At 61.0% G+C, this 12289-nt stretch carries 10 protein-coding genes; 1 reads left to right on the forward strand and 9 read right to left on the reverse strand.

Going from position 1 to position 12289, the window contains the following annotated elements; all coding sequences use genetic code 11:
• Positions 1-90: 90 nt before the first annotated feature.
• Both secA and OUZ52_RS14040 read right to left on the reverse strand, forming a co-directional pair.
• Positions 91-2793, reverse strand: coding sequence for a preprotein translocase subunit SecA (gene secA, locus OUZ52_RS14035; RefSeq protein ID WP_266159039.1), 2703 nt, complete (start codon positions 2791-2793; stop codon positions 91-93).
• Between the two features lie 242 nt (positions 2794-3035).
• Positions 3036-3965, reverse strand: coding sequence for a M23 family metallopeptidase (locus OUZ52_RS14040; protein WP_266159040.1), 930 nt, complete (start codon positions 3963-3965; stop codon positions 3036-3038).
• Between the two features lie 29 nt (positions 3966-3994).
• On the opposite strand from OUZ52_RS14040, the gene OUZ52_RS14045 reads away from it, so the two are divergent.
• Complete coding sequence (locus OUZ52_RS14045; protein ID WP_266159041.1) at positions 3995-4477, forward strand: DciA family protein; 483 nt, start codon at positions 3995-3997, stop codon at positions 4475-4477.
• A 218-nt stretch (positions 4478-4695) separates the two neighbouring features.
• Here OUZ52_RS14045 and OUZ52_RS14050 read toward each other — a convergent pair whose 3' ends face one another.
• The 7 genes from OUZ52_RS14050 to murC all read right to left on the reverse strand — a co-directional run bounded on the left by OUZ52_RS14050 (position 4696) and on the right by murC (position 12288).
• Positions 4696-5136, reverse strand: a complete 441-nt coding sequence (locus OUZ52_RS14050; protein ID WP_266159043.1) for a hypothetical protein — start codon at positions 5134-5136, stop codon at positions 4696-4698.
• A gap of 75 nt (positions 5137-5211) precedes the next feature.
• Positions 5212-6126: a UDP-3-O-acyl-N-acetylglucosamine deacetylase gene (lpxC, locus tag OUZ52_RS14055; RefSeq protein ID WP_266159044.1), complete on the reverse strand. Its 915-nt coding sequence runs from the start codon at positions 6124-6126 to the stop codon at positions 5212-5214.
• Between the two features lie 459 nt (positions 6127-6585).
• Positions 6586-7776, reverse strand: coding sequence for a cell division protein FtsZ (gene ftsZ, locus OUZ52_RS14060; protein WP_266159046.1), 1191 nt, complete (start codon positions 7774-7776; stop codon positions 6586-6588).
• A 141-nt stretch (positions 7777-7917) separates the two neighbouring features.
• Positions 7918-9099: a cell division protein FtsA gene (ftsA, locus tag OUZ52_RS14065; protein ID WP_266159047.1), complete on the reverse strand. Its 1182-nt coding sequence runs from the start codon at positions 9097-9099 to the stop codon at positions 7918-7920.
• Positions 9096-9836, reverse strand: coding sequence for a cell division protein FtsQ/DivIB (locus OUZ52_RS14070; RefSeq protein WP_266159048.1), 741 nt, complete (start codon positions 9834-9836; stop codon positions 9096-9098). The genes ftsA and OUZ52_RS14070 overlap by 4 nt, the downstream gene beginning before the upstream one ends.
• Complete coding sequence (locus OUZ52_RS14075; protein WP_266159049.1) at positions 9833-10852, reverse strand: D-alanine--D-alanine ligase; 1020 nt, start codon at positions 10850-10852, stop codon at positions 9833-9835. The genes OUZ52_RS14070 and OUZ52_RS14075 overlap by 4 nt, the downstream gene beginning before the upstream one ends.
• Complete coding sequence (gene murC / locus OUZ52_RS14080) at positions 10849-12288, reverse strand: UDP-N-acetylmuramate--L-alanine ligase (protein WP_266159050.1); 1440 nt, start codon at positions 12286-12288, stop codon at positions 10849-10851. Before murC ends, OUZ52_RS14075 begins: the two co-directional genes overlap by 4 nt.
• Position 12289: the final 1 nt, after the last annotated feature.

Genomic DNA, 12289 nt, shown 5'->3' on the forward strand with positions numbered 1-12289 from the left:
CGACGTCACTTAACCCCAGTGGCGCTTACCCCAAGCAGGCAGCGCCACATAAATTACATCCTCTCCCGGCAAGGGGAGAGGCGATGGCCATCAGTTGAGCTGACCGTGGCAGTACTTATATTTCTTGCCCGAGCCGCAGGGGCACGGATCATTGCGGCCGACCTTGGTGCCGTCGACCTGTTCGACCGACTGATTCTGCATCGCGCCCAGGGCCAAGGCCTCGGCATCCGCACCGAGGGCGCCGACCGGCGCACCGCCGCCGCTGGTGTGCATCTGTTTCTGCAGGCGCTCGGCTACGCGCTGCTGCTCGACTTCCATCGCGGCGACTTCTTCTTCGCTGCGCACGCGAACGCGGGCAAGCATCTGCACCACTTCGACCTTGATGCGGTCAAGCATGCTGGAGAACAGCTCGAACGATTCGCGCTTGAACTCCTGCTTCGGCTGCTTCTGCGCATAACCGCGCAGATAGATGCCTTGGCGCAGGTAATCCATGCTCGCCAAATGCTCTTTCCAGGCATTGTCGACCACACTCAGCATGATGTGCTTCTCAAGCTGCCGCATGGTGACGCTGCCGATCTGCGCCTCCTTGGCCTTGAACAGCTCATCCGTGCCCTCTTGCACATGCTTGAGCAGCAAAGCGGCATCCATCTCGTGCTGCTGCTCGACCCAGTGTTTGAGATCCAGCGAAAGACCGAACTCGCTCTCAAGCTCACGATCGAGACCTGGGATATCCCACTGTTCATCAATGCTATCGGCCGGCACATGACGCAGCACCAGTGACGTAACGACGTCGTCGCGAATGTCGGCAATGGTCTCGGAGACATCATCGACTTCCAGCAATTCATCGCGCTGGCGATAAATCACCTTGCGCTGATCGTTGGCGACGTCGTCGAACTCCAGCAAATGTTTGCGGATGTCGAAGTTATGCTGTTCGACCTTGCGCTGTGCCTTTTCGATCTGCCGGCTGATCATGCCGAACATGCGCATCCAGCGGCCAACCCAATCGCCGGCGAAACTGCGCAGCAAGTTGTCCTGCAGCGACAGATAAAAACGCGAAGAACCCGGATCGCCCTGACGACCGGAACGGCCGCGCAGCTGGTTATCGATGCGGCGCGATTCATGCCGCTCGGTACCGATAATGTGCAGGCCACCAGCCGCCAAGACCTTGTCGTGACGCTTCTGCCATTCATCGCGCACGCGCTTGCGCTCGGCATCGGTGGCGCCTTCAGCAAGTTCGGCCAAGGCCGCTTCCAGGCTGCCGCCAAGCACGATATCCGTACCGCGGCCGGCCATGTTGGTGGCGATGGTCACCGAACCGGGCGCACCGGCCTGGGCCACGATATGCGCTTCGCGTTCGTGCTGTTTGGCATTGAGCACTTCGTGTTTGATCTTTGCCTTGGTCAACAAGGCAGAGAGCAGCTCGGACACTTCGATCGAGGTGGTACCGACCAAGACCGGCTGGCCGCGCTCGTGGCAGCTCTTGATGTCTTCGACGACCGCCTTGTACTTGACCTCTTGCGCGAGGAAGACCATGTCCGAGTTGTCTTTGCGGATCATCGGCTTGTGCGTGGGGATGACCACCACTTCAAGACCGTAGATTTGCTGGAACTCGTACGCCTCGGTATCGGCCGTACCGGTCATGCCGGCCAGCTTTTTGTACATGCGGAACAGGTTTTGGAAGGTAACCGTCGCCAGCGTCTGGTTCTCGCGCTGAATCGGCACGCCCTCTTTGGCCTCGACCGCCTGGTGCAGGCCATCGGACCAGCGACGACCGACCAAGGTGCGGCCGGTGAATTCATCGACGATGACCACTTCGCCGTCACGCACGATGTAGTCCACATCGCGCTGATAAATTGCATTGGCGCGCAGTGCCGCATTGAGATGATGCACGACGGCAAGATTCTTCGAATCGTAGAGACCGCTATCGGTCTCGATCACTCCGGCCTGACGCAGCAACTCATCCGCGTGCGACATGCCCTCTTCGGACAAATGCACCTGCTTCTGCTTTTCATCGACCCAGTAATCGCCGCTGCCGTCTTCTTTTTCCTGGCGGATCATCTTCGGCACAATCTTGTTCACCGCGATATACAGCTGCGGTGAATCTTCGGCAGGGCCGGAGATAATCAGCGGCGTGCGCGCCTCGTCGATCAGGATCGAGTCCACTTCGTCGACGATGGCGTAATGCAGGCCGCGCTGATAGCGCTGGTCTTTGGACAACGCCATGTTGTCGCGCAGATAGTCGAAGCCGAATTCGTTATTGGTGCCGTAGGTAATGTCGGCGGCATAAGCCTGATGCTTGTCGGCATGATCCATGCCGGGCCACACCACACCTACCGTCAAACCGAGAAAATTGTAGAGCTGGCCCATCTGCGCCGAGTCGCGGCGAGCCAGATAGTCGTTGACGGTGACCACATGCACGCCCTTGCCTTCCAGGGCATTCAGATACACCGACAGCGTGCCGACCAGGGTCTTGCCTTCGCCGGTGCGCATTTCGGCGATGCGGCCCGAATGCAGCACCATGCCGCCGATCAGCTGCACGTCGTAAGGACGCATGCCGAGTACGCGTTTGGCGCCCTCGCGCACCACCGCAAAAGCCTCCGGCAGCAACTTGTCCAGCGACTCGCCGGCAGCCACGCGCTGCTTGAATTCATCGGTTCTGCCGCGTAGTGCCGCATCACTCAACTTTTCAAATTCGGGCTCAAGCGCATTGATGCGCGCGACCGACTTGGAAAGCTGGCGTAGCACGCGGTCGTTGCGGCTACCGAAGAGGCTTGTCATGGCACGATTGAACATCGATCTTCCGGATCTGGAGACAAAAACGACCCGCCAAGTGAATCGGCGCGGGGCGAAAGGGATGATGATACTAGGGTCAGCGGGCTATCCCAAACGCTGCGGATCTCCTGCCGATGATCCATGCGCTATCGGGCAAGCCTCCCCGGCTTGCCCCCCGTCACCATCCCGGCTGCTCAGGAGTGGCGACAAGCAAGGGATCTTTCAAGGGCGTGGCCGCCCTTGTGCTGAGCGACGATCCCGACTTAGCGGTGATTACGCACAAAGGCCAGGGGATTGACCACCCGGCCGTTGTACCAAACCTCGAAATGCACATGCGAACCCGTCGATCGCCCGGTAGAACCCGCCTTGGCAATGACATCCCCAACACGCACCCGCTGGCCCGGCTTCACGATCAACGCACTGTTGTGCGCATAGCGCGTCATATAGCCATTGCCATGGTCGATCTCGATGACATCGCCATAACCGTTGCGGATGCCCGCATAGGTCACCATGCCCTCGGCCACCGCGGCGACCGGTGTGCCCGTGGGCACCGAGATATCGATGCCGGTGTGCGTCGCGCTGTGGCCGCTGAACGGGTCCGGGCGACCACCGAAATAAGAGGAGATATAGCCCTGGACGGGCATGCCGGTCGGCTTGAGATTGGACTCGATCTTGGCATCCAGCAACAGGCTTTGCAGTGCGGAAAGCTGCGCTTGCTGGCTGTCGAACTGAGCCGAAAGTTGCTCGATCCCGGTGTCTAGCGCTTGCGGCAACGCATAGGGCTCATCCGAACTGCTTTCCACGCCGCCAACGGCTGGCTGCTCACCGAAATTAAACTCGCCATCGTCAAGCTTGCCGACCTGGGCCAAGCGCTCACCCAAGGCATTGAGGCGGGTGGATTGCGCTTGTAACTGACCCAGCTTCACCGCCAGCGCGTCGATATCGCGCTGAGCGTCTTTACGCATGCTGCCCAGCTGACCGTCTTGCTGCTTCACTTGCTTGTTCAGCTGCTCGATCTCAGCCAGCGCCCGATCGCGAGGACTGGCCAAGGCCATGGCCACCGTCGCACCCAGTCCGGCGCAACCGAGGACAGCGGCGGCGGCGATGCCGATCAAGCGGTAGCGCAAGCGCCGATCCGCCAGATCTAGAGTTTTCGGCACCTTTTTGGTGCGTGATACCAGTATGATTTGCATGTTTTTCCACGTCGAAGATGTCGGCATCCATGCAGCGCGACGTACCCCGCCCTCCCCGCCGCACCGGCACTGGAATGAAATCCATTACCGAATGTGGCCCTGTTGCTGCCCTTGCCAAAAAGGCCAGCGAACTGGAGGCACTAGACCGCGCACTGCGTCAGACATTGCCGTCACCGCTCCGTGAGCAGGTCAGATTTGCCAACCTGCGCAACGGCCGTCTTGTTTTTTTGGCTTCATCCCCGGCGTGGGCGTCGCGATTGCGCCTTATGCAGACGCAGATTCTCGCCACCGCGCACGCCATAGGCGTACACGCCAGTTTTGTCACCGTGAAAGTGGCCCCCCCTCCGCCAGCCCATACCGAGCCGGATCGGTCAAAACCGCTTTCGATCACCGCAGCCCGTCACTTGAAAGCCGCCGCGGCGTCCATCACAGACCCCGAATTACAAAAACTGTTCCTTGAACTGGCAGCGGCCGCCGGTGCTTCTGGCTCCAGCTCCGACGACTCCGCCTGATGCGTTTCCCGGCCCCTCCGGCCGGCTCATCTCGACTAGCCAGATGACCTAGCCCGAAAAGACGAAGCTGGTTTTATACCACGCTCGCGCGCAATCGGTAGGCCGAATAGTCACGATCACATGAGCAGCAGTCGACAGAATCAAAAAAAGAACTGATAAAACAAAAGGCTGCATCTCTCGATGCAGCCTTTTGTTAGTTTTGTGTAGCCCAGGGGTGCTTAACGGGGCGCCTTGGCCTGCCCCAGGTAGTCGGTGAGAAAGCCCTCGGGACTGCCCTGTTCGGATAGCTCGGCGCTATAGGAAACATGACGCGCCTTGGCCTCGCCCGGCAGATAGATCTCGCCACCACCTTCACCATCGAGAATCAATGCGACGAATTTTTCGCCCTTGATGGTGAGCGAATAACGCGGCTGCTCCCGCACCATCTCCATCGTCATCTTCTGGATCTTCATATTCCAGTCGTGATCGATGCCGCCGACCTGGATCAAAGCTTCATTGGCCGTACGCGGCCCGACGCGCAGCACCCAGACCTTTAAGCCCTCGCTGCCGCTGTACGCCCTTACTTGCGGCCCGACTTCTGGGCGTGCCGTCTCGGCGTGGATCACGCTGGCAGCAACCAGCAACAGGCATAACGACAGTAAGCGCAGCAGGGCTTTCATCGACAATCCTTATCCTTGGAAACTTCAAAGCCCCGATTTCTCGAGGCCTTAAAGGTAGATCACGCTCGCGCTGGTTCAGATCGCTTGAGCAGGGTGTGCATAGGAGATCGGCGAAGTGGCCGGATCGTCCTGGTAGCTGACTTCTTCCCATGCGCTGGCATCGGCCATCAGGGTACGCAGCAGCTTGTTGTTCAACTCATGACCCGACTTGTGCGCGTAGTAGGCGCCGATCAGGCTATGACCGAGCAGATAAAGATCACCGATCGCATCGAGAATCTTGTGCTTGACGAACTCATCTTCGTAACGAAGACCGTCTTCGTTGAGCACACGGTAATCATCCAGCACCACGGCGTTATCCATCGATCCGCCCAGCGCGAGGTTGTGTTCGCGCAGCATCTCGATGTCACGCATGAACCCGAAAGTACGTGCGCGGCTCACTTCTTTGACGAAGGAGGTGGTGGAGAAATCGATCTCGGCGCGCGAGGTGCGCTTGCTGATGATCGGGTGATTGAATTCGATCGAGAAGCCGACCTTGAAGCCTTCAAACGGCTCGAAACTCGCCCACTTGTCGCCTTCCTGCACCTTGATCGGCTTCTTGATGCGGATAAAGCGCTTGGCGACGGTCTGCTCTTCGATACCTGCCGACTGCAGCAGAAATACGAAAGGGCCTGCACTGCCGTCCATGATCGGCACTTCAGGCGCCGAAAGATCCACGTAAGCATTGTCGATGCCGAGTCCGGCCATCGCCGAGAGCAGATGCTCCACGGTCGATACGCGCACATCACCATTGACCAACGTGGTCGACAAGCGAGTGTCGCCGACATTATCGGGGCGCGCGGCGATATCCACCGGCGGATTGAGATCGGTACGACGAAACACGATGCCAGTGTTCGGCGCAGCCGGGCGTAACGTCATGTACACCTTGTCGCCGGTATGCAGACCGACTCCGGTGGCACGAATAATATTCTTGAGCGTACGCTGCTTAATCATTTTTTTGGTACCTACTAAACAGGGGCAGCAGCCAACAGGGGACGGATGCTAACACAGTCTTAACCTGAGACAAAAGCAAACCGTACCGTACAGTCTGTTCGCGTCTTCATGCTCTCTTCATCCACGAATGAGATTCACTACCAGCGCCAACAGGGAAAATCCTCAATTCCGTCAATGGATTATCGGAGTCGACTCGATGCCCCGCAGCGTGACGGGAATCCGCTACGGGACATCGGACCAGCCGGGATATCCGCCCCAGCCCATCATGCGCCATCTCCGAGCGCACAGTCTTATGACATTCAAACCTGCCAAGAACGCCTGAAACTGTGTCAGTGATGCCATACCAAGCCGCCCTGAGGCGGCAAGATCACGGGCGGGGTCGCGAGACCCCATCCCGGCACGATGGGTTACTGACAAGTCAATCTGACGCTTTGTTCACTTCTTTCTACGTTTTTTTTCTCAATCGGCCTGGCGGCGCAGAAAAGCCGGGATATCCAGGTAGTCAAAGCTAGGATCGGTGCTCTTGGCCGGGGCCGTATTCTCTACCCGGGTGGTATGGCTGCTGACGGCATCTGGCTGGGCATAGTCGACCACTTCATTGCCGGTGCCTGTGCGCAAAACCACAGGACGCGGACGTTGACGCATCTCGACCTGCTGAGTCACCGTCGGACGCGACGGCTGCCGCGTAGCCACGGCACGATTCAGGCCGGTGGCAACCACGGTAACGCGCACGTCGTCCTGCATTTCCGGGTCCAGCGAGGTACCGATCACCACGGTGGCGTCTTCACTGGCGAAATCGTGGATCACCCGACCGATTTCGTCGAATTCGCGCATGGTCAGGTTAGGGCCGGCCGTGACGTTGACCAGAATGCCGCATGCCCCGTTCAGATTGACGTCTTCCAGCAACGGGTTCTTGATCGCCGCTTCAGCCGCCGCCTGAGCGCGGTCGTCGCCACGGGCGGTACCCGAGCCCATCATCGCCAGGCCCATTTCGGACATGACCGTGCGCACGTCGGCAAAATCGACGTTGATCAGGCCAGGGGCGGTGATCAGGTCGGCGATGCCCTGCACGGCGCCTTGCAAGACGTCGTTGGCGGCCTTGAAGGCGTTCAACAAGGTCACCTCACGGCCCAGCACCGAAAGCAGCTTCTCGTTCGGTACGGTAATCAGCGAGTCGACGTGCTGAGAAAGGTCCTCAATACCCTTCAGCGCGACCTGCATACGGCGACGACCCTCGAACGGGAACGGCTTGGTAACCACCGCCACCGTGAGGATGCCCTTTTCTTTGGCCAGCTGCGCCACTACCGGTGCCGCCCCGGTGCCGGTGCCGCCACCCATGCCTGCGGTGATGAACACCATGTCGGCACCTTCGAGCATCTCTTCGATGCGCTCGCGATCCTCCAGCGCGGCCTGACGACCGACTTCCGGATTGGCGCCTGCGCCGAGACCCTTGGTGACATTGCCACCCAACTGCAGGTGGGTACGCGAGCCGCAGCTTTTCATCGCCTGCGAATCGGTGTTGGCCACGACAAACTCAACGCCTTCGATGTTGGCGTTAAGCATGTGCGCTACGGCGTTACCGCCGCCACCGCCCACACCGATGACCTTGATGACTGCATTAGGTGCCAGTTTTTCGATGAGTTCAAACATTTCCCGTCCTCCGTAGAGTTTTCATTGTCGTTGTAACCACGAAGCCGACTCCTGTCGGTCCGTAGTGGTGGGCGTGGTCCTTTCGCCCGTGACGACGCGTCATGCGCCGTCAAAATCGGTGTCATTGGCCGATGTTCCGGCTCAGAAATTCTTGGTAAACCAACTGCGCAGCTTTTCCAGCAAACCACCCACACTGCCGCCGACCTGCCCGCTCGAACGCATGCCGCCAGCGCGTGCGCCATGCAGAAGCAGGCCCACGCCGGTGGAGTGCAAGGGGCTGGAAACCACCTCACCGAGGCCGCTGACGTGTTGCGGCACGCCGATGCGCACCATCTTGTGAAAAATCTCTTCGGCCAGTTCCAGCGTGCCTTCCATTCGCGAAGCACCGCCGGTCAGCACGATCCCCGCCGCGACCAGGCTTTCGTAGCCGGAGCGGCGCAGTTCGTCCTGCACCATTTCGAAAATTTCCTCGTAACGCGCCTGCACGCTTTGTGCGAGCGACTGCCGCGCCAAGCGACGTGGCGGCCGGTCACCCACGCTGGGCACCTGGATGGTTTCCTCGGCATGCGCGGTCGGCGTGTGCACGCCATAGGCGATGTCGTTAGTCACCTGGTCACCGCCCACCGGCAGCGACTTGGTATAGCGGATCGAGCCCTGGGTGTAGATCGCGATATCGGTGGTGCCCGCACCGATATCCACCAGGCACACGCCGAGCTCGCGCTCATCGTCAGTGAGTACCGATTTGGCGCTGGCCAAGGCTGATGGCACCAACTCATCCACCGACAGACCGCAGCGCTGGATGCATTTGCTGATGTTTTGCACCGCCGCTGCCGCCCCGGTCACCAGATGCACACTGGCTTCGAGCCGCACGCCACTCATGCCCACCGGCGAGCGAATGCCGTCCTGGCCGTCGATGCGGTACTCCTGCGACTCCTTATATAGAACCTTGCGATCGGCAGGAATCGCCACCGCGCTGGCCGCCTCCAGCACCTGATCCAGATCGCCCGGGGTGACCTCGCGATCACGAATGGCCGCGGTGCCATGCGAGTTCTTGGTTTCCAGATGGCTGCCGGAAATCGATGCGTAGACCGAGCGGATATCGCAGCCGGCCATCAGCTCGGCCTCCTCCACCGCACGCTGAATCGAGTGCACGGTGGATTCGATGTCCACCACCGAGCCACGCTTCATGCCGCGTGACACGTGGGTGCCGATGCCGATCACTTCGATCGGTTCGCCGGGCTCGTACTCACCGACAATCGCCACCACTTTGGAGGTGCCGATGTCGAGGCCGACCACTAGTTGTTTATCGTTCTTGGGTCTCATGTGCGGGGCGAGCCTCCAGCGTTGACTGCGGCTGGCGCTTGCGGCGGCCATCGCACGGCGAATCCATTGGTATAGCGAAGATCGGCGTAGGCAAAGCCAGTGCTATGGCCCGCCATCAGTTGCGGATAAACATCCAGGAACCGACGCAGACGACGACCGGCTTGCTCGCGATCGCCAATCGCGATCTGCGCACCGCTGTCGGTGGTCAGGCTCCAACTGCCACGCTCAGTCAGCGTGGCACCAGTAATTTTGAGACGGGTATTGGCGAACGCTTTTTGCGTTTCGGCGTAGAAGCTCACCACTTCGGCCAGGCGTGCATCGGGCCCGCGCAAATCGGGCAGCCCCGCCGACACATCGGCATTGGGCGCATCGAAGACCATGCCTTGGCGGCTGATTAGCTTATTGCCGTTCCACAGTGCAAACGGCTGCCGCTCATGAATACGCAGCAGCAAGGTATCGGGCCAGCGCTTGCGCGCCTCCACCGACTCCACCCACGGCAGCGCCGCCACGGCCTTCTGCACGCCATCCAGATCAAGCGCGAAAAAGCCCTTGCCGAGGCGCGGCTGCACTGCGGCGCGCACTTGGTCCACGCTCACGTGCTTGAACTCCGCCTGCACCGTCAACTGGGTCACCGGCCAACGATCGGCCGCAAACCAACCGCTCAGCACGCCGGCAATCGGCAGCACCACCAGGGCGATGGCCAGACACCAGGCAACGAGGCGGATCGCTCCTTTCACTCAGCGCCTCCATGAGCGTCATGCGCACGCGAGAGCGGCGCGCGCATATCAGCGGCGCGCTCAAAACTGGTTTCCAGCACGCGCCAGCACAGCGTCTCGTAGTCGATACCCGAGGCAGCGGCCGCCTTCGGCACCAGCGAGTGCGAGGTCATGCCCGGCGCGGTATTGACCTCGAGCAGCCAGTTGCGGCCATGACGGTCGCGCATGACGTCCACACGGCCCCAGCCGGAGCAGGCCAGGGCATCGAAAGCCGTCAATGCCAACTCGCGCATCTCTTGCTCAGCCGCACCTGCGAGCCCTGGACAAATGTACTGCGTGTCTTCGGCGATGTACTTGGCGTTGTAGTCGTAGTACTCGCCCTTGGGCACGATCCTGATCGTGGGCAGCACTTCGCGGTCGAGAATGCCGACGGTGTATTCACCACCTTCGTTCGCATCGCCCTCGATCAGGGTTTCCATCAGCAGGTCGCCGGGATACCGCTGCGCCAGCTCCACCGCGGCGTCCAGATCTTTTTCGTCGAACACGCGGGTGATGCCGACGCTGGAACCTTCCCACGCGGGTTTCACGATCAGCGGAAAACCGATCTCGCGAGCCGCCGCATGCACATCCGCGCCACGTGGCAGGGCCTTGAAGCGCGGGGTCGGCAGACCAAGCGACAGCCACACTTGCTTGGCGCGGATCTTGTCCAGCGACAGGGCCGAGCCCAGCACGCCGGAACCGGTGAACGGCACCCGCAACGACTGCAACGCGCCTTGCAACTCGCCGTTCTCGCCGCCACCGCCGTGCAGAATGTTGAACACCCGGGCGAAGTGCCCGGCGCGCACGGCGTCGAGCAAGGCCGGAATGCCGTCAATCGCATGCGCGTCCACGCCACGTGCTTTCAGCGCCGCCAGCACATTGCGACCCGAGTTCAGCGACACCTCACGCTCGGCCGAGCTGCCGCCCATCACCACGGCGACGCGGCCAAACTGGGCGGGATCGCCGATCTTGATCGCGGCGGTCTTGCTGATACTCATTTCATCGTCCTCAAATGACCGACATGGGCCAACTCCACCGCCACCGCGCCGATGTCGCCAGCGCCGAGCAGCAGCAATAAATCGCCGTCGCGCATCAGCGCCGGCAAGGTGTCTGCGAATTCGCGCGGGTGGTCGACCAGCACCGGATCGACCTTGCCGCGCGCCCGCACCGCGCGCGCCAGCGCGCGACCATCGGCGCCAGTAATCGGCGTCTCGCCCGCGGCGTAGACCTCGGCCAGCACCAGCACATCGGCCTCGGCCAGCACATTGGCGAAGTCATCCAGCAAGTCACGCGTACGGCTGTAACGATGCGGCTGGAAAGCCACTACCAGGCGACGCTCCGGCCAACCGCCGCGGGCCGCCGCAAACACCGCCGCCAGCTCGCGCGGGTGATGACCGTAGTCGTCCACCAGCAACGCCGTGCCGCGATCCAGGGCAATCTCGCCACGACGGTGGAAGCGGCGCCCGACACCCTGGAAATGCTCCAGAGCGCGCGCAATCGCCTCGGCTTCCACACCGAGCTGCCAGCCAATGCTGGCTGCGGCCAAGGCGTTGAGCACGTTATGCCGCCCCGGCAGATTCAGCTTGATCGGCAAGGCTTCGGGCCGCCCGGGCAAATGCAGATCGAAATGCATTTCGAAGCCGTGCTGCACCAGGTTGGCAGCGCGCACGTCGGCGTCTTGGGTATCGATGCCGTAAGTCATTACCCGGCGCGTCGTGGTCTTTGCCAACTCGACGACTTCCGGGTCATCGACGCACAACACCGCCAGACCATAAAACGGCAGGCGATGCAGGAAATCGGCAAAGGCCTTCTTTACTTGAGCAAATTCGCCGCCGTAATTTTCCAGGTGATCGGCGTCGATATTGGTAATCACCGCCAGCACCGGCGACAACAGCAGGAACGAGCCATCAGACTCGTCCGCCTCCGCCACCAGATACTGGCCGGTGCCGAGACGGGCATTGGCGCCGGCGGCATTCAGCTGACCGCCGATCACGAAGGTCGGGTCGTAATTGGCCTCGGCCAACACGCTGGCGGCCAGGCTGGTGGTGGTGGTCTTGCCATGTGTACCGGCGATGGCAATGCCGCGGCGGAAGCGCATCAGCTCACCCAGCATCTCAGCGCGCGGCACCACCGGAATGCGCGCGGCACGCGCGGCGATCAGCTCCGGATTGTCCTGATGGATCGCGCTGGAGGTAACCACCACATCGGCGTCGCCAATATGCTCGGCCGAGTGACCAACATGCACGACGATACCCAGCTCTTGCAAACGCTGCGCGGTCGGCGAGTTGGCACGATCGGAACCCGATACGGCATAACCCAGGTTATGCAGCACCTCGGCAATGCCGCTCATGCCGACGCCGCCGATGCCGATGAAATGCACGCGGCGGAACGTGGTCATCAAATCTTCGTGAGCGTGCAGGCGGCGCGGCGTCATG

It is taken from the genome of Dyella silvatica (assembly GCF_026283955.1).
Lineage (GTDB): Bacteria > Pseudomonadota > Gammaproteobacteria > Xanthomonadales > Rhodanobacteraceae > Dyella_C > Dyella_C silvatica.